The following is a 17,541-nucleotide window of genomic DNA, read 5'->3' as shown; positions in this document are numbered from 1 at the left end:
TCGCGCGACCGTCGAAGTCAACCGATCTGCGCGATGCGACCTCGAACCGCTGCGCTAGGCTTTGCCCGACAGCGCGGCATCCTTGGTCACGATCTTCGTCGGGATCAGGCGCAGTTCGGTGAACGTGTCCGCAATGCGTTGTTGTTCCGCAAGCACGTTCGCGTCGACGGGCTTATAGATATGCGCGTAATGCCGCAAGCCTGATTCGATCACGCTAGCGTCGAGCCCTTGAATCGGCGCGAGTTGTGCGGCGGCCTCGCTGTAATGGCCGCGCACCCACTCCCCTTCCTTGCCGACTTCATCGATCACGATCGCAAGAACGTCGCCGTTATGTTGCGCGAAGGGTCGCGCGCTCAGAAAGAACTGGTGGTGACTGACGATACCTTCCGCATCGGCAAGCAGCCGCGCGTTCGTCTGCCTTTTGGCGGCTTCGAGAAACGGATCCCAGATAGCCCACGCATCGACCGCACCGCGCTCGAAGGCCGCGCGTGCATCGGCAGGCGGCAAATACACGGGTTGGATCTCGCTGAACTTCACGCCGTTTTTTTGCAACGCGGCGACGAGAAACCAGTGCACATCCGAGCCCTTGTTCAGCGCAATCTTCTTTCCCTTCAGATCGGCCAAGCTTCTGATCGGCGCGTCCGGATGCACGAGGATGCCTTCGGCGTGCGGGGTCGGAATTTCATACGCGGTATAAACGAAATTGGCGCCCGCGGCTTGCGCGAACACGGGCGGCGCTTCGCCCACATAGCCGAAGTCGATCGCGCCGACGTTCAGCCCTTCCAGCAGTTGCGGCCCAGCCGGAAACTCGGTCCATTTGACCGTGATGCCGAGTGGCGCAAGGCGCTTTTCGAGCGTGCCGTGCGCCTTCAGCAATACCAGGGTGCTCGCGGCTTTCTGATATCCGATGCGAAGTTCTTTTGCATGTTCATCGGCGGCAAATGCGGTAGTGGAGAAGACCGGCAACGCGGCGGCGGCCAGCGTTGCGCCTACGCCGGCGAGAAACGTACGGCGCGTCAGCAGCGGATCACGGTGCATGAGAATACTCGTCGAAAGAGAATTTAACGGACACCAAGGCTGGTCCGATTGGCTCCGACGATAATTCGTCCGTCCGCCTGGACGAACCGATAAATTCGCATAAGCAAATCATTCGGCACTAGCGAAGCATTGCGTAACGCCGAAGGTCCGACCCACCCCCTCCCGCTACAATCGACCGGCATTACAGCGGCGTCGGCCAGCGACTCGCGCGGCAAGTCACTCCCGCCGAACGCGCCCGACGCGACGATTTGCACCTACGAATGCAGGTTCTGTGAGGTCTGCCCGCTGACGAGGCTGCGCAACGTGTGTCCGAATTGCGGCGGCAATTTCGCGCATCGCCCGATTCGCACTCGCGCGCAACTCGCGAAACATCCCGCGCGTGCCGATGCGCATACCGTCGGAATCGATGAAGCGTCGCATGCCCGCTTTTTCGAACGCTATTGCGACGCGCCGCCCGGTGAGCGCTGAACCGCGAGGTGGCAAAGCGGCAAATCACTCCTCGCCGCTCACCGCTCCATCGGCGCTCGCGACTCCGCTCGCCACATGCGCGGCGACCCGCAGCAGGCGGATCTGTTTGCGATAGTTCCGGCACCCGCTGCAGGTCGGCAGATGCAGGCGGATCGCGAGCCATTCGCCAGTCGACAGCGAGCGGTCGAGCGCGTCGGATAGCAGCCGCGTGATGTCCTTACACTTCCCCATTCGCGTCCTCGCTGGATAGGCCCTTTTCGCTCAGGCACGCGCGCAGCCGCAGCCGCGCGCGATAGATCAGCACGCTGCAATGATTCGCGTTGATCTGCAGTTCGGCACAGATCGCCGCGATGTCGAGGTCGAGAAACTCCCGCATCATGAACACGCGTCCGATGTGCTCGGGCAAATGCTCGAGGCACATTTCGAACAGCGTCCAGAACTGCTGCTGGCGCAGTGCGGTTTCGGGTGTCGGCCATGGACGCGGTTTCGTCTCGCGCGACCAGTGGCCGTTGTCCTTGAAAAGCTCGCGATCGAGTAACGCCTCGCCGTCGAGTTCGGCTTCGAGCGACGACAGATTGACCGTGCGCTGGCGCGCACGCAGCGTGTCGACGAGCTTGTGGCGCAAGATGCCGAATACCCAGGTCTTGTGCTCCGACTGCGCGGAAAAACGCGCTGCCTGAGTCCACGCGGCGGTCAGCGCTTCCTGCACGGCGTCCTCGGCGGCCGCGGCATCGCGCAATTGCAGACGGGCGAAGCGGACGAGGTCGCGCCGCAATTGCGCGAGATAGATGGGATCGTCGAGCGACGGGCCGCCTGGCTGCGTCACGGCGTGCTCCGTCGCTGTACTGTCGGCTGCGCGTGTTGCGCTGAAACGTCGTGATTCATGAGCGGATGGTCGTCCTCGCGCGATTTGCGGATGTGTGCGCCATTCTCCCCCACGTTCCTGCCCTAACGAATCGGTATTGAACATATATCCCTTGGCAATCGATGGCCCGAGGAGCTTGGTCGCGCGGCGCGGCGGCTTATGACACCGGAAATTAATTGTTGCAAGAAATGATATTTCGGCCTGCGCGCGAGAAGGTTTTTGAATCGCCGCATCGGTCACTCAACGCGTCGCGGTCAATCACCGGTTCCATGCGCTCAGGCAATAACGATTATTTCAATTTATAAAAAAATGTCTTTTCATCTTCGCTGTTTGTGGACGCGGACCCGCTCGCTATTCTTCACGCCATCGATCGCATGAGATCGCGCAACCATACGCAAAACGAGGACCGGACCATGAAACGCATTTTCTCCGCCCTGATCGCTTCGGCCGCACTGTTCGCAGCTGCTTCGGGCATCGCTCACGCCGACGCTCCGGCTTCGGCCTGCAACGGCCCGAAGTCGTACTGCAATGTATTTTTCGGCAACTGATCGGCACGTCGACATACGCAGCAAGCAAGCAAAAGAAAAGGGCGCCGGCAACGGCGCCCTTTTTTTGCATTCAGCGCTCAGCCCTAGCGGCTCGGTGCCTTCCCTCCCCCATCGAGTCCGGCGCCCGTACGCCACACCTGTTTGCCTTGCTCCGACAGCTCACCGCAGCTATGCGTGGCGTCGGCTTCGACGCCGTCGACGGCCATCTTGCCGCCCGCCGGCTCCTGCGCGCGCTGCCGCGCTTTCTTGCGTGCGGCAACCGCTTCGTCGTGGGATTTTCCTGCGTAGTCGAGACTCATTATCCGGTCCTCCAGAAGGTCGATGGTGTCCATTTGCCTCAGATCGCCCTGGCCCGAAGGCATGCTTGATTGACAAGGCAAAACTTCTACTTATCCACAAGGTTATTCAGCGATTCTGTGGATAACTTTTCGAGCGGCGAGGTTATCCACCGAAAGATGCCGCAAGAACCCTTCCCGATCCGCTATCGCCTCGCCAAATCCGCCAGTGTCCAGGCGTTTCACGCGGCTTTTGCCTATCATGAACAGTCCTACTCCCTGCGCGTCGAGCGCACTAACTGAGGAAGCGAACATGGCCTATCACATTGCAGTGGTCGTCGGCAGCCTGCGGCGGGATTCGTTCAATCGCCAACTGGCTCAGGCGGTGATTTCTCTCGCTCCAGCCGATTTCACCTTCGAATACATCGATATCGGCTCCCTGCCGCTGTACTCGCAGGACTACGACGCCGACTATCCGGAAGCCGGCAAGAAGCTCAAGGAGCGCGTGCAAGCCGCGGACGGTCTGCTGTTCGTGACGCCCGAATACAACCGCTCGATGCCGGGCGTGCTGAAAAACGCGCTCGACTGGGGCTCGCGGCCGTGGGGCACGAATTCGTGGGGCAACAAGCCCGGCGCGGTGATCGGCACCTCGGTCGGCGCCACCGGTACGGCGCTCGCGCAACAGCATCTGCGCAACGTGCTCGCCTATCTCGACGTCGCGACGATGGGGCAGCCCGAAGTATTCATCAAGCACGATCCGTCGGTGATCAACGAAAAAGGCGAGATCGTCAACGACGGCACGCGCAAGTTCCTTCAATCGTTCATGGACCGCTACGTCACGTGGATCAAGCGGCATGGGGCGGTGGCGTAATCGAGACTTAGCGGCGCCGACCGCGCCCTGACCGTCCACTGAAGCAACGAGGACACGGCGCGCGCCGCGCGAGGCGGCCGCGCCCGTTTCGCCCGCCGCATCACCTACACGTGGTGATGCCCGGTCACCCGCTCCCACCCATGACGCACCGCGAGCTTGAAGCGCTCCCACGTGCTCTCCGGCGACGTGGTTTCCCAATGGCGGCGAGCTTCGGGCTCGATCTCTTCCCACGGACGATCGCGAAAGCGCGCGTCGCGACCGATCTCCGCGCCGTAGCGATAGGCCGGCACGTAGTCTTCGTAGCGCGCGTTCGCGGCTGCGTACTGCTCGTCATAGTGCGTGCGGAAGTCTTCTTCGTACTCCAGATATTCGTTCGGCATCTGCGCGCCGGGTCCGGTGCCCGGCTGTCCGCCTTCCGGGACGACGTCGGACGGCTGGGGCTGCATCACCGCGCCCGAACCCGGCACGGAGCCGGCGGCGATGGCGCTGCGTCCCACATCGCCGGTGAGAGGATCGGCGATGGGTTCGTTGACCGGATCGCTCATCGGCCGTTCGCTGACCGGCGGCGGCGTGAACGGCTCGGCGGCCGCGCCGATGTCCGGCGGCGGCATGGCGGTCAGTGGATCGGGGCGCGGAGTCGCAGGAGGAGGCATGGTGTCGGGCGCGGTCGTCCCTGTTGCCGAAGTGGCGCCCGTCGCGCCGGCGATTCCAGTCGATTCGCCGACGCCCGCCGCACCCGTTGCGCCGCTGCTCGAACTCGCACCCGCCCCCGGTGTTGCCGTGGTGTCCCGCATGCCCGGCGTCGCGCCCGCCTCGGTCGTTACGCTCGAGGTACGCGGCGTGCCCGGCATCACCGCGCCGATGCCCAGCTCATCGAGCACCGAGTGGTCGCGGTTGGAGGCGACCGGGGCGTCCGCTTCGGGCAGGCGGTCGCCGATATCGGTCGCGCCGAGCCGCACGAGCGTGTTGCGCGCCAGTTCCGCATGCGACTGGCTCGCGGCATGAACGCACACGAGCACCGCCCCACGCCGCATCGCCTCGGCATAACGGGCGGTGTCCGACGGACGCGGCCCGGTCGAGAACAGGCTGGCGAGAAAGCGCTCGATATTCGCGAGCACGCCCGCGTTGGCGACTTCGCTGGTGGCCGAGCCAACCGATGGTTCGGCGTTCGCCTGCAACTCGATCTTCTCGCGCGCAAAACCGGTCTGCACGAGCGTGTCGCGGGCGGTTTCGGCCTGCACGTAAGTGTCGAATAAACCAATCACGAGATGTTGCATGGTTGTCTCCCGACATGTTCTGCTGGAACGGGCGGCGCCCGAGGCGCCGTCCCCTTGCCGTCTTTGGGCACGCAACGATCATGCCCCCGCACCGACGCGCGGCGGCGCTGCGTCCCGTGCGCGCCCGCGATGCCCCCCGCGCTACGCATCACGCGGGCTCGCGACCAAGAAGGCGCGGCGTGCGAGCGCCGCGCTTTTTACAAGGCCTGGTAAATGACGCCGGGACGACGCGGACGTCAGGTATCGGCCGGATCCGTGGCGGTATCGGCGCTCGTCTGCACGGTGTTGTGCTGGATCGTTTCGAGCAGCTGTTCGAGCAGTCCGATATCGAATGGTTTGGACAGCACGCGCACGTTCACGTGCCGCGCGCGGTCGAGCTCTTCCGCATAGCCGGTGACGAGAATGACCGGCAGCGGCGGGTCGAATCCGAGCACCGCTTCGGCCAGATCGATGCCGTTCATCTTCCCCGGCATGTGAATGTCCGACAGCACCAGATCGAACGGCAGCGGCTCGCCGGTGTCCGCGCGCTTCGCGCGGGCGTCGTCGAGCACGCGCAGCGCCGTGTCGGCGTTGAACACGCAGCTCACCTGGTGGCCCATCATCTGCAACAGCGCCTCGGTGCCGGCGGCGACTTCTTCGTTGTCCTCGACGAGCAGCACGCGCAGACCGTGCGGCGCGTCGCTTGCGGGCGCGAGCGCTTCGGCGGGTCCAGCCGTCTGCGGCTCGGTCGACGCGCGCGGCAGATAGAGCCGCACCGCGGTCCCCGCGCCGATCGCACTGTCGATTGCCGCGAGCCCGCCCGAGCCCTCGCAGAATGCAAAGACCTGCGGCAACCCGAGCCCCGTGCCCATGCCTTTGGACTTGGTCGTGTAAAGCGGCTCGAACGCGTGCGCGAGCACGTCGGGCGCCATGCCGGCGCCGGTGTCCTCGAGCGACAGCTGCACGAACTCGCCGGTCAGCGGAAAGCCGTCCTCGTGGCGGAACACGACGTTGCTCGCGCGCGCGGTGAAGCGCCCGCCGTTGGCCATCGCGTCGCGCGCATTGACGGCGACGTTGATCAGCGCGAGCTCGAGCTCGGCAACATCCACACGCACCGGCCAGGTGTCGACGCCGCTATCGATCACGAGCGACACCTTCGCGCCGAGCGACGCCCGCAGCAGCTCGCGGCACGACGGCAGCCAGCGTTGGAGCGACAGCGTCTCGGTGCGCAGCGGCTGCTTGCGCGCGACGCCGAGTAGCTGCCGCGTCAGCGACTGGCCGCTCTTCAACGCGCGCTCCATCGCCGACAGTTCGCGCTCCAGTCCGCCGACGCCGCGCCGTCGCACGATCTGCACGTTGGCCGACAGGATCATCAGCAGGTTGTTGAAGTCGTGCGCGACGCTGCCGACCAACGTGCCGAGCGCTTCCATCTTGCGCGACTGGCGGTACGCGGATTCGATCGAGCGGCGCATCGATGCCTCGGCCTGCCAGCGCTGCCACGCTTCCTCTTCGGCGCCGAGGCGGCGCAGCGACAGCCAGATCACGGACCACAGCGCGATCGACGGCGTGAACATCGACAGGATCAGCACGCTCAGGTGTCTGTACCAGGCGGCCCAGATCGCCGACGCGCGATAGCCGCACAGCACGTAGACCGGATACGAGCCGACGTGCCGGAATGCGACGATCAGGTTGCCGTCGGCGAAGCTCGAGTGCATCCGCACGACGCCGGAGCGCTGCCCGTGCGAAACCGCTTCGGCGAACGGCGAATCCGGTGCGAGCGCGGTCGGCTCGCGGGGGCCGCGCGGGTAATGCGCGAGGACCGCGCCGTCGGTGCGCACGAGACTCATGATGATCGGCGTGTCGTCGCTGTTGCCGAGCAACTCGCGATAGAACGCATCGAAATAGCTGGGCCGCAGCGCGATCGACACCGTTCCCGCGAACGAACCGTTGAATTGCTGGCGCGCGACGCCCATGTTGAACACCTGCTCGCCGCTGACGTGCCCCGTCATCACTTTCGACACGCGTTCGATCACGCTGCCGTCGCGGATGCCGACGAAATCGTCGCGCTGGCCGACCGAAATTTCCGGCGCCGGATACAGGCGGCTGCTCATCGACACCGAAGCCACCTGCGGATAGCCGCCGCCCATCGTGCGCAACTTGTCGTGAATCGTGTGTTCGCGCGCGCGGATGCCGTCGTCGTCGAGGCCCTCGGTCAGATCGACGATGCGCGAGTTCAGCGTCTCGTTCATGTCGAACACCTTCAATGCGTGTTCTTCGGCGATCCGCACCGTACGCAGCGCCAGCTCGGTCGCATCGGCCTCGCGCGAGCGCAGATCGCTGAATGCCATCGCCGCGACGTAGACGAACGGCAGCACGATCGCCGCGACCAGCAGCGCGATCAGTGTGATGCGACGTACCTGGAAGTTCTGTTCCGGTACGGCGGGAAACGACGCGTCGTCCTGCTCGCGGGAAGGACGACCCGAAAGGCGGCCCGCTCGCACGGAGTCGACCTGGTCTGATGTCATTGTCGTTGACGCGAAAAGTCGTTCGAATCTGGCAGCCCCGTATCGGGCCATTGCCGGCACCATGCCGCCTTCAGAACAAGCATAGACGGAGCGCGGAAAAACTTGCCGCAAAGCGTCGGGGACGCGCGTCCACCGTACCGGCCGTTCTTTAAGAGCGGTTTTAAAACAGCGACGAATCGGGAAGCGCAAACGTACACAAAAGGATAAACTTAAAAGATTGCCGGTCCTGACGATAAAACTATTTCTCAAATTAACCTAGTCTGGAAACAGATCGTTACCGTCGGCGATTTCGGCGAGTTGCTTTTGCGCGGCTTTGCTTCGACAATCCTCGCCACGATAAAAGGCCGTTGCCGCCTCTGTGCGCCGGATCGTCGAGGTCCGCCAAAACGCGTCCTGCTGCATTTAGCACCCCTCTCGCCATAGGCAATTGCAATTCGACAGGCGCCACTGTACCTGGTCGCGCATCGGTCGGCATCACGTGAAGGCGTGCTGTCCTCCGCTGTCGGGACGAACAAAACGCAAACGACCAGGCGCGGAAAGCGCGCAAACGAACGAGCCGATTCCTTTATCCGCCCGCCTAAAAAACCGCCCGACCCGCCGTTGCCATGCTGCCCATTGTGATCGCCGACGATTCGCTGCTCGCCCGCAAGTTGCTCACGAAGGCACTGCCGCCCGACTGGACTGTCGACGTGTCCTACGCGACGAACGGGCGCGAGGCGCTCGCGCTCTATCGCGACGGCAAGGCCTCGGTGATGTTCCTCGATCTGACGATGCCGGACATGACCGGCTACCAGGTCCTCGAGGCGTTGCAGCACGAGGACCTCAATACCTTCGTGATCGTCGTTTCCGCCGACGTGCAGCCGCTCGCCCAGGAGCGCGTGCGCGAGCTCGGCGCGATCGCGTTCATCGCCAAGCCGGTGACGCCGGAGGCGGTCCTGCCCATCCTCAAGGAGTACGGCTTGTATGTCTGAGCCCGCCTTCACCGAAGACCAGCGCGACGCGCTACAGGAAATCGCCAACCTTGCGATGGGCCGGGCCGCGACGCGGCTCGCGGGACTGCTCGATTCGTTTATCGAGCTGTCGGTGCCGCGCGTGAAGATGGTCGCGGTGAGCGATGCGGCGCGCACGCTGCGCGAGATGACCCACATCGACGACACGGTCAGCGCGGTGCGTCAGGGCTTTCGCTCGGATATCAAGGGCGAGGTGCTGGTGATCTGTCGCAGCGACAGCATCGCGCAGCTGTGTTCGCTGGTCAGCGACCCGTACGCGCGTTCGAGCTACGAGGCGATCGGCGAGCGCGAACTGATGCTCGACGTCGCGAACCTGCTGTCGGGCGCGTGCGTGTCGTCGATACTCGACCAGCTCGGCCGCACGCCGGTGTTTTCCGCGCCGGGCGTGCTCGGCGACACGCTGACGCTCGACGAAGTGTTCCAGCCCGGCGTGCTGCAATGGCAGGTGGCGCTGCTCGTCGAAGTGAACTTCGCGCTCGAACATCAGAGTTTTCGCGCGCATCTCGTGATGCTGATGGCCGAAGACTCAATCCGTCACATGAACGAAGCGCTCGATGCGCTGCTGTCCAGTCTATGAATGTCCCAGTGGAATCGTTGAGCGACCTCGTGGTCGAGCGGGTCGGTTTTGGTATCTTCGTGCTCGATCGCGAACTGAACGTGCTGATGTGGAATCGCTTCATGCAGGACCATAGCGGCCTGTCGGCGGAGCAGGTGGTCGGCCGCTCGATCTACCAGAACTTTCCGGAGCTGCCGCGCGTGTGGCTGTCGCGCAAGATCGAAAGCGTATTCCAGCTCGGCAGCTTCGCGTTCAGCTCGTGGGAGCAGCGCCCCTATCTGTTCAAGTTCGATCACGACCGGCCGATCACCGGCGGGGTCGACTTCATGCAGCAGGACTGCACGTTCATGCCGCTGATGCGCGGCCGCGAAGTGGTGGCCGTGTGCGTGACGATCTCCGACGTGACGCATGTGAGCATCGTGCAGCGCGAGCGCGAGGAGGCGGTTGCGAAGCTGCAGGAGTATGCGAATCGCGACGGGCTGACCGGCATCGCGAACCGGCGCTTTTTCGAAGCGCGGCTGCGCGACGAGTTCACGCGCTGGCAGCGCTACGGTGGCGACATGTCGATGCTGCTGTTCGATCTCGATCACTTCAAGCGGATCAACGACCAGTTCGGTCACGGCGTCGGCGATACGGTGCTGCGCGTGATGGCGCAGCGTGTGGCCGGTGTGGTGCGCGCGCAGGATACGTTCGGGCGCTTCGGCGGCGAGGAGTTCGCGCTGCTGCTGCCGTGCACACCGCTCGACGACGCGATGCTGGTGGCGGAGAAGATCCGTCGCGTGATCGAGGAAACGCCGGTCGAGCTGATCGGCACCAGCGTGCCGGTCACCGCGAGCCTCGGCGGCGCGTCGGCGCGCGAGGGCGTACCCGCGTACGACGTGCTGATCAACGAGGCCGACGCGGCGCTCTACAGAGCAAAGCGCCAGGGCCGCAACTGCGCGGTCGCGTTCCGGCTCGCGGGGGCCTGATTCGCTAGCGAGGGCGGTGCGGTTCCAGCTCGCCGCGCCCGGCGGCCTTTCTTTGCGTCCTCATTGGCCGCCCAATCTGCGGTCACCGGCAAAGATTGCTATACTTTTCGCCGTTTCCGGCCGCCCAGCCGGATGTTTCGCGCGTGTCCGCGCGCGCGGGCACACTGCCTTGCGGGTCGGCATAAAAACCTCTTTGAACGCCTTTCAGCGGGCGCCTCCAGCGGAGATCGTCTTGGCTGTTTCCAATCTCGTCGTGGACGATACTGAAATCGACGCGGCTGCCGCCACGTCCGGCAGCTCGTTTTATCTCGCGATGCGCATCTTGCCGGCGGCCCAGCGCGATGCGATGTACCAGGTCTACGCGTTCTGCCGCGCCGTCGACGACATCGCCGACAGCAGCCTGCCGCGAGCCGAGCGTGCGGCCGGGCTCGAGCAATGGCGCGCGGACATCGACGCGTGCTACGCCGGCCAGCCGCGGGCGTCGCTGCGCGCGCTGACGCGGCACATTCACACGTTTCATCTGCAACGCGAGGATTTTCACGCGATGATCGACGGCATGGCGATGGACGCCGCCGCCGACATCTGCGCGCCCGACGACACCACGCTCGACCTGTATTGCGACCGCGTCGCGAGCGCGGCCGGCCGTCTGTCGGTGAGGATATTCGGGATGCGTGAGGAGCCGGGCCGGCTGCTCGCGCACCATCTGGGCCGCGCGCTGCAGCTCACCAACATCCTGCGCGATATCGACGAAGACGCGGACATCAACCGCTGCTATCTGCCGCGCGAGCTGCTCGCGCGCGAAGGCATCGCGGCCACGAACCCGCGGCAGATCGCCGACGACCCGACGCTGCCGCTCGTTTGCGCGACGCTCGCCGAGCGCGCGAAGCAGCACTTCGCCGAATCCGATGCGATCATGGATCGCGAGCCGCGCGCTCAAGTGCGTGCGCCGCGCATCATGTCGGGCGTCTATCGCGTGCTGCTCGAGCGTACGCTGGAGCGCGGCTTCGACGTTCCGCGCACGAAGGTCAGCAAGCCGAAGCTGCGCCTGCTGTGGATCGTCGCGCGTTACGCGCTTTTCTGAGCTGATGCCGAAGCTCGTCCACGTGGTCGGCGCGGGCGTGGCCGGGCTCGCCGCCGCTGTGCAGTTGCAGCGGCGCGGCGCGCGGGTCGTGCTGCACGAAGCGCAGGATTACGCGGGCGGCCGCTGCCGTTCGTACTACGACTCGAGGCTCGGTGCGACGCTCGACAGCGGCAATCACATCGTGCTGTCGGCCAATGCCGCGACGCTGAACTACGTGCGTGCGATCGGCGCCGCCGACGAACTGGTCGGCCCCGCGCAGCCCGAGTATCCGTTCGTCGATCTGGCCACGCGTTCGCGCTGGAGCGTGCGTCTGTCGCCGGGGCGTTTGCCGTGGTGGATTTTCGATGCGCATGCGCGCGTGCCGAACACGGTACCGACCGATTACCTGTCGCTCGTGCCGCTGCTGTTCGCGAAGCCCGGCCGCAGCGTCGCGCAGACGATGCGCTGTGACGGTCCGCTATGGGACCGGCTGCTGCGGCCGCTGCTGCATGTGCTGCTGAACCTGGAGCCGCGCGACGCGTCGGCCGAGCTGACCGGCGCGCTCGTGCGCGAAACGCTGTTCGCGGGCGGGCTCGCGTGCCGGCCGCTCGTTGCGCGTAATGGTCTTGGCAGTGCGTTCGTCGATCCGGCGCTGCGGCTCCTGCAGCACGGCGGCGCGACGATCCGGCTCGGTTCGCGTCTGCGCGACATCGCGCTCGCGGCCGACCCGGCGCGTGTGCAGGCGCTGCATTTCGCCGATGAGAGCATCACGCTCGGCGCCAACGAGGCGGTGATTCTGGCGCTGCCGCCCGAAGCCGCAGCGGCGCTGGTGCCGGGGCTGCGTGCGCCGACGCGTTTCGCGGCCGCGCTGAGCGTGCATTTCGCGGTCGAGCCGCCGGTCGGTTTGCCGCAGATCAGCGCGCTGCTGAACGGAACGGCCGAATGGTTGTTTGCGTTCGACGACCGCCTGTCGGTGACGCTCAACGGTGACGAGCGGCTCTTCGACATGCCGCACGACGCGCTCGCGGCGACCGTCTGGGCCGAGGTCGCAGCGGCGGTGAAACTGCCGCTCGCGCCGCTACCGCGCTGGCAGGTCGTGATCGAACCGCGCGCGATGTTTGCCGCGCTGCCCGAGCAGGAGACGCTGCGACCGGGCACGCGCACTCGCTGGAACAATTTGCTGCTCGCAGGCGACTGGACGTCCACCGGCCTGCCCGCGATGCTCGAAGGTGCCATCCGCTCCGGCCAGAAGGCCGCGGATACACTGCTGAATCAACAGATGGAACGCCGATGAACGACTTATCTCAAACCCAGCCGCTCGACGCGGTGCTGCCCGAAGCCGCCGATGCGGCGCCGAACCTGGCCGAAGCTGCCGTGGTTGCCAACGCGCCCGCCGTGGCGGACGCATTGGCAACCGCAACGCCGTCGGCCATGCAAACTGCCGGCGCGAGCCCGCTCGACGCGTCGATCACGCGCGCGACCGATGCGATCCTGGCCGCGCAGCAGCCGGACGGCCATTGGATCTACGAACTCGAAGCCGACGCGACGATTCCGGCCGAATACGTGCTGCTGGTGCACTACCTCGGCGAGACGCCGAACCTCGAACTCGAACAGAAGATCGCGCGCTATCTGCGCCGCATCCAGTTGCCGAATGGCGGCTGGCCGCTCTTCACCGATGGCGCGCTCGACATCAGCGCGAGCGTGAAGGCGTACTTCGCGCTGAAGATGATCGGCGACCCGGTCGACGCCGAGCACATGGTGCGCGCGCGCGACGCGATCCTTGCGCACGGCGGCGCGGAACACGCGAACGTGTTCACGCGAATTCTGCTCGCCCTCTTCGGCGTGGTGTCGTGGCGCGCGGTGCCGATGATGCCGGTCGAGATCATGCTGCTGCCGATGTGGTTCCCGTTCCACCTGTCGAAGGTGTCGTACTGGGCGCGCACGGTGATCGTGCCGCTGCTCGTGCTCAACGCGAAGCGGCCGCTCGCGCGTAACCCGCGCAAGGTGCGCATCGACGAGCTGTTCCGCGGCGCGCCCGTGAACACCGGCATGAACGAGCGCGCACCGCATCAGCACGCGGGCTGGTTCGGCTTTTTCCGCTGTGTCGATACGGTGTTGCGCGCGGTCGACGGCCTGTTGCCGAAGGCGAGCCGCGAACGCGCGATCCGCGCGGCGGTCGCGTTCGTCGACGAACGGCTGAACGGCGAGGACGGCCTCGGCGCGATCTTCCCGGCGATGGCCAACTCGGTGATGATGTACGACGTGCTCGGCTATCCGGCCGATCATCCGAACCGCGCGATCGCTCGCAAGTCGCTCGACAAGCTGCTCGTCATCAAGGAAGACGAAGCGTATTGCCAGCCGTGTCTGTCGCCGGTGTGGGATACGTCGCTCGCCGCGCACGCTTTGCTTGAAACCGGCGAGGCACGTGCCGAACAGGCAGCCGAACGCGGGCTCGCGTGGCTGCGTCCGCTGCAGATTCTCGACGTGCACGGCGACTGGATTTCGCGCCGTCCGAACGTGCGGCCGGGCGGCTGGGCGTTCCAGTACAACAACGCGCATTACCCGGACGTCGACGATACGGCGGTGGTCGTGATGGCGATGCATCGTTCGGCTGCGCTCACGAAGTCCGATGTCGATCGTGAAGCGATTGCCCGCGCGCGCGAATGGGTAGTCGGCATGCAAAGCAGCGAAGGCGGTTGGGGTGCATTCGAGCCGGAAAACACCCAGTACTACCTGAACAACATTCCGTTCTCGGATCACGCCGCGCTGCTCGATCCGCCGACCGCGGACGTGTCGGGCCGCTGTCTGTCGATGTTCGCGCAGATAGGAGAGTTGCCGCAAAACAGCGAGCCGGCGCAGCGCGCGTTCGACTACATGCTGCAGGAGCAGGAGTCGGACGGCAGCTGGTACGGCCGCTGGGGCCTGAACTACATCTACGGCACATGGACCGCGTTGTGCTCGCTGAACGCGGCGGGCATGTCGCACGACGACCCGCGCATGCGGCGCGCGGTGCAATGGCTCGTGTCGATCCAGAACGAGGACGGCGGTTGGGGCGAGGGCGGCGAGAGCTACAAGCTCGACTATCGCGGCTACGAGCGCGCGCCGAGCACCGCGTCGCAGACCGCCTGGGCGCTGCTCGGACTGATGGCGGCGGGCGAGGTCGATCACGACGCGGTGGCGCGTGGGATCGACTATCTGCAGCGTGAGCAGCGCGAGCATGGGCTGTGGGACGAAACGCGCTTTACCGCGACGGGCTTTCCGCGCGTGTTTTATCTGCGCTACCACGGCTATCGCAAGTTCTTCCCGTTGTGGGCGCTCGCGCGCTTCCGTCATCTGAAGCGCAATGGGCTCACGCGCGTCACGGTCGGGATGTGACGGATGTCCGTGTCGATGACGCCGTCCGTCGGAACGGGCGATAGCCGTTTGCCGGTGATCGTCGTGACGGGCATGGCGTTCGAGGCGCGCATCGCACGCGGCGACGGCAGCGAGCGCGTCGAGGTCGTGTACGCGGCACGGGCCGATCTGCTCGAGCGCGCGCTAAGCGCGGCGGTCGCTCGCGGCGCGGCGGGGATTGTCAGTTTCGGCACGGCGGGCGGACTCGCGCCGGATCTGGAACCGGGGACGCTGATCGTCGCGGATGCGGTGCATGGACCGTTTGGACGCATCGACACGGATCGGCAGTGGTCGGAGCGGATTGCCGCCGCGGTAACTGACGTCAGGACCGCCGAAGGGCTCGCGGGACGTGTGCGCCGTGGCGCGACGGCGGCGGTCGCCGCGCCGCTGATCACCGCCGAAGACAAACGCGCGCTGTACGAATCGACCGGCGCGCTAGCGGTGGACATGGAATCGCACATCGCGGGGGCGACCGCTGCCGCTCGCGGTCTGCCGTTCGCCGTGTGTCGAGCGGTCGTCGATCCGGCCTGGCGCACGCTGCCGCCGGCCGCGACGGCGGGTTTGCGCGACGACGGCACCACCGCGCTCGGGCCGATTTTGCGCGAATTGCTGCGGCAGCCATCGCAACTGGGTGCGCTGCTGCGACTCGCCGGCGATGCGCGCGCCGCGCGGACTACGCTGGTCCAGACGCGGAAGGCGTTGGGGAAGGGCGGCGCGCTGCGGTTCACGGGCGTCGCCGGTTGAGCGACGGGGGAGGGTGGTTAGTTATCCCGATCGCGTCCGGGGCAGGCAGCAAGTCGCTAGCGTGTGCGTGAGCCGCCCCTGGAGCGGCGACTCGGGTCTTCGCCTAAGTCTCTTAGGCGGTTGCGCAGCCGCTGGTTGTCCGCGAGAAGCCCCGCAATTGCCAGTATGAACAGCAGCACCACAAACCACTGGCCGCTGTAGTGAATCAGCGCCCATGCGAGCGCCGCACAGGCAATGGCGGCGAGCAGAAGCGCCGCTTATCGACGATCCAATTCATAACAGTTCAGTTCGGTGGAGCCCCAGGGAGGCGTAGTGTCGGCGCGCCGGCCTATTTGTCAGCGCTTCGGATGGCGATCGCAGATTCAATGGCTTGGGTGTCCCATGTTCCGAGTCGCACGGCTTCTGCCAGCATGCCTAGGGTCAGCGGCACGAGGTCCGGTTTGCGATGCCGCGTTGAGAAAAGACCGATCAATGTTGAAAGGAGCTTTTGCCCTTCCGGGCCGAAGTAGCGCCTGTATGGAAAGCCGTCCGCCCGCACGTTGAACGTGAGAGCCCACCTGTCGATAAAGTCGACACCATCAAGTCCGGTTACCCCCAGGTCCCGTTCAAGCCTGGTAGATGGGGTCAACTTCAGTGGGCCACCAAAGATTGGCCTTCCTAGTTCTTCGCGAGTGAAAGCCTCAAGGCGTTCCCAGATATCCGTGTCAATCACAGCAGCCTGTCCTCGGGTAGCACCAGCCGGTTATAGGTCGTCACGGTGCGACGCATAATCTGTATCGCGTCCGCAGCGAGAAAAAACTCCCCAATTACTGGGACCATACGGCCGACGAATGCACCAAGATTCCGTGTGAAAGCAATCCGAACTCCTTTCAGCCCGACCGATGTAATCATCGGCAAGCGCACAGCGACCCTGAACGGGAGAACCTTGCGAGCGGCGAGGGATGCAACAGACGTTCCCACAGTCGCGCCCGCTAGCTTGCCCGACACCGGTATATCCGCCTGTCCTAAAAGTACCACTGCGGCGGCTGTCAGGTCGCTTATCCCGAATTGTTTAGCCGTTTCGTCCGGCGCTACGTACGTGAACAAATCTACGGCCCGAATATTTTTGTGTATGCCGAATGAATACCGGTTATCGCTCACTGCGTTCTCCCGTTTATAAAACGAGAAAATTCTAGCCGATGAATGCTCGTTTTTATTTTGGGATAGCCTCTTTGATCATAGAAATGGTGGGTCTAATTGTAAATTATGGTCAAATTAAATTTGACTAATCGACATGATCAGCGCGTCGCGATAAATATCAGGCGATGTTTGACGGTCAGACATTAATATCTGACTTTCGAAAAATACACCGCATATCCGGGGCAGACCTACGATCCATCAAACCTGCATACAAAATATTCCGGCACGGCTGACAATGATTAAATTTATTTTGCGTGTTTTTGCGTCACTGGCGGTTGCCTTGACATTTGAGCCGGGTGTCGCCACCGCAGCGACTCCGGGTACACCAGAAGCCGCTGTGAAGGCGTTTTACAGCTGGTATTTGCAGCAGCGGGGCAGCGTTTATCAATTGACGGATAGCCGCATTTACAACTATGTGGCAAAACAAACGGCCGATAATCTGCGGGATGACTATCGTCACAAACGCTTGCCTGGCGGCGCGGACTACTTCACGCGGGTGCAAGACCTCGATCCACAAATATGGCTCAAAACGATGACTTTGCACCCGGCGATCGCGCTCGGCGAGACGGCGGTAATCCCGGTGACGTTCGGCTTAGAGGAAAAGCAGGATCTCGTCGTGTTCGTCGCAAAGGAAAACGGACACTGGCGGATAACCAAGGTAGAGGACACCACCGGCTACCAAGGATTCCACCAGTATGACCCGATGGATTAGGGAGCACCTTCCTGACCTTACCTGATCTGATCTGCCCGCTCGCTCTCGAGCGGGCTTTTTCTGACCGTCGCAA

Annotated in this window: 20 protein-coding genes; 11 read left to right on the top strand and 9 right to left on the bottom strand. The window is 64.5% G+C overall.

Translation table 11 applies throughout. From position 1 onward, the window contains the following. Window positions 1-54: 54 nt before the first annotated feature. On the bottom strand, window positions 55-1,038 hold the full coding sequence (locus AB3X94_RS04900) for a sulfonate ABC transporter substrate-binding protein (RefSeq protein ID WP_176107087.1): 984 nt from the start codon (window positions 1,036-1,038) through the stop codon (window positions 55-57). 180 nt (window positions 1,039-1,218) lie between these two features. Here AB3X94_RS04900 and AB3X94_RS04895 point away from each other — a divergent pair, with 180 nt between their 5' ends. Next, entirely contained in the window at window positions 1,219-1,506 is a 288-nt protein-coding gene (locus AB3X94_RS04895; protein WP_176110511.1) for a DUF1272 domain-containing protein, read from the top strand. 24 nt (window positions 1,507-1,530) lie between these two features. On the opposite strand, the gene AB3X94_RS04890 is transcribed toward AB3X94_RS04895, so the two are convergent. Both AB3X94_RS04890 and AB3X94_RS04885 read right to left on the bottom strand, forming a co-directional pair. Further along, window positions 1,531-1,737: a zf-HC2 domain-containing protein gene (locus AB3X94_RS04890; protein ID WP_176107086.1), complete on the bottom strand. Its 207-nt coding sequence runs from the start codon at window positions 1,735-1,737 to the stop codon at window positions 1,531-1,533. After that, window positions 1,724-2,332 (bottom strand): RNA polymerase factor sigma-70, encoded by a 609-nt coding sequence (locus tag AB3X94_RS04885; RefSeq protein ID WP_368610910.1) that lies wholly within the window; start codon window positions 2,330-2,332, stop codon window positions 1,724-1,726. The genes AB3X94_RS04890 and AB3X94_RS04885 overlap by 14 nt, the downstream gene beginning before the upstream one ends. A 452-nt stretch (window positions 2,333-2,784) precedes the next feature. Here AB3X94_RS04885 and AB3X94_RS04880 point away from each other — a divergent pair, with 452 nt between their 5' ends. After that, entirely contained in the window at window positions 2,785-2,919 is a 135-nt protein-coding gene (locus tag AB3X94_RS04880) for a hypothetical protein (RefSeq protein WP_260331982.1), read from the top strand. 83 nt (window positions 2,920-3,002) lie between these two features. Here the strand turns inward: AB3X94_RS04880 and AB3X94_RS04875 are convergent, their stop codons facing one another. After that, window positions 3,003-3,218, bottom strand: coding sequence for a hypothetical protein (locus AB3X94_RS04875; protein ID WP_176107084.1), 216 nt, complete (start codon window positions 3,216-3,218; stop codon window positions 3,003-3,005). Between the two features lie 289 nt (window positions 3,219-3,507). Here AB3X94_RS04875 and AB3X94_RS04870 point away from each other — a divergent pair, with 289 nt between their 5' ends. Then, complete coding sequence (locus AB3X94_RS04870) at window positions 3,508-4,065, top strand: NADPH-dependent FMN reductase (RefSeq protein WP_176107083.1); 558 nt, start codon at window positions 3,508-3,510, stop codon at window positions 4,063-4,065. A 104-nt stretch (window positions 4,066-4,169) separates the two neighbouring features. Here the strand turns inward: AB3X94_RS04870 and AB3X94_RS04865 are convergent, their stop codons facing one another. The 3 genes from AB3X94_RS04865 to AB3X94_RS04855 form a co-directional block, all read right to left on the bottom strand. Continuing rightward, the gene (locus AB3X94_RS04865; protein ID WP_368610909.1) at window positions 4,170-5,342 is read right to left on the bottom strand and encodes a hypothetical protein; all 1,173 of its coding nucleotides are present in this window, start codon (window positions 5,340-5,342) and stop codon (window positions 4,170-4,172) included. Window positions 5,343-5,578: 236 nt separating this feature from the next. Next, window positions 5,579-7,846, bottom strand: coding sequence for a response regulator (locus AB3X94_RS04860; RefSeq protein WP_368610908.1), 2,268 nt, complete (start codon window positions 7,844-7,846; stop codon window positions 5,579-5,581). A gap of 255 nt (window positions 7,847-8,101) precedes the next feature. After that, a complete protein-coding gene (locus AB3X94_RS04855) occupies window positions 8,102-8,248 on the bottom strand; it encodes a hypothetical protein (RefSeq protein WP_176107080.1) in 147 nt (48 codons plus the stop codon). 203 nt (window positions 8,249-8,451) lie between these two features. On the opposite strand from AB3X94_RS04855, the gene AB3X94_RS04850 reads away from it, so the two are divergent. From AB3X94_RS04850 to AB3X94_RS04820, 7 genes are all read left to right on the top strand, one after another. Further along, window positions 8,452-8,817 carry a response regulator gene (locus tag AB3X94_RS04850; RefSeq protein ID WP_176107079.1) on the top strand — a complete coding sequence of 122 codons (366 nt, stop codon included), beginning with the start codon at window positions 8,452-8,454 and terminating at the stop codon, window positions 8,815-8,817. Next, window positions 8,810-9,433 carry a chemotaxis protein CheC gene (locus AB3X94_RS04845; protein WP_176107078.1) on the top strand — a complete coding sequence of 208 codons (624 nt, stop codon included), beginning with the start codon at window positions 8,810-8,812 and terminating at the stop codon, window positions 9,431-9,433. The genes AB3X94_RS04850 and AB3X94_RS04845 overlap by 8 nt, the downstream gene beginning before the upstream one ends. Continuing rightward, window positions 9,430-10,380 (top strand): diguanylate cyclase, encoded by a 951-nt coding sequence (locus tag AB3X94_RS04840; protein WP_176107077.1) that lies wholly within the window; start codon window positions 9,430-9,432, stop codon window positions 10,378-10,380. Before AB3X94_RS04845 ends, AB3X94_RS04840 begins: the two co-directional genes overlap by 4 nt. A gap of 232 nt (window positions 10,381-10,612) precedes the next feature. Further along, window positions 10,613-11,461, top strand: coding sequence for a presqualene diphosphate synthase HpnD (gene hpnD, locus AB3X94_RS04835; protein WP_176107076.1), 849 nt, complete (start codon window positions 10,613-10,615; stop codon window positions 11,459-11,461). Between the two features lie 4 nt (window positions 11,462-11,465). Next, complete coding sequence (hpnE, locus tag AB3X94_RS04830) at window positions 11,466-12,734, top strand: hydroxysqualene dehydroxylase HpnE (protein WP_176107075.1); 1,269 nt, start codon at window positions 11,466-11,468, stop codon at window positions 12,732-12,734. After that, complete coding sequence (gene shc / locus AB3X94_RS04825; RefSeq protein ID WP_368610907.1) at window positions 12,731-14,815, top strand: squalene--hopene cyclase; 2,085 nt, start codon at window positions 12,731-12,733, stop codon at window positions 14,813-14,815. Before hpnE ends, shc begins: the two co-directional genes overlap by 4 nt. 3 nt (window positions 14,816-14,818) lie before the next feature. Further along, the gene (locus tag AB3X94_RS04820; RefSeq protein ID WP_368610906.1) at window positions 14,819-15,577 is read left to right on the top strand and encodes a phosphorylase; all 759 of its coding nucleotides are present in this window, start codon (window positions 14,819-14,821) and stop codon (window positions 15,575-15,577) included. A gap of 328 nt (window positions 15,578-15,905) precedes the next feature. On the opposite strand, the gene AB3X94_RS04815 is transcribed toward AB3X94_RS04820, so the two are convergent. Further along, window positions 15,906-16,286, bottom strand: a complete 381-nt coding sequence (locus tag AB3X94_RS04815; RefSeq protein ID WP_176110510.1) for a DUF1493 family protein — start codon at window positions 16,284-16,286, stop codon at window positions 15,906-15,908. Continuing rightward, window positions 16,286-16,717, bottom strand: coding sequence for an STM2901 family protein (locus AB3X94_RS04810; RefSeq protein ID WP_368610905.1), 432 nt, complete (start codon window positions 16,715-16,717; stop codon window positions 16,286-16,288). Before AB3X94_RS04810 ends, AB3X94_RS04815 begins: the two co-directional genes overlap by 1 nt. A gap of 274 nt (window positions 16,718-16,991) precedes the next feature. Between AB3X94_RS04810 and AB3X94_RS04805 the strand changes: the two genes are divergently transcribed. Next, the gene (locus AB3X94_RS04805; RefSeq protein ID WP_368610904.1) at window positions 16,992-17,468 is read left to right on the top strand and encodes a DUF3828 domain-containing protein; all 477 of its coding nucleotides are present in this window, start codon (window positions 16,992-16,994) and stop codon (window positions 17,466-17,468) included. The last annotated feature ends 73 nt before the right edge of the window (window positions 17,469-17,541 follow it).

The sequence above is a fragment of the Paraburkholderia sp. BR10923 genome (genome assembly GCF_040948765.1).
Taxonomy (GTDB): Bacteria; Pseudomonadota; Gammaproteobacteria; order Burkholderiales; family Burkholderiaceae; genus Paraburkholderia; species Paraburkholderia youngii.
The sequence above is the reverse complement of the archived record's forward strand: the minus strand, read 5'-3'. Positions and strand labels throughout refer to the sequence as shown.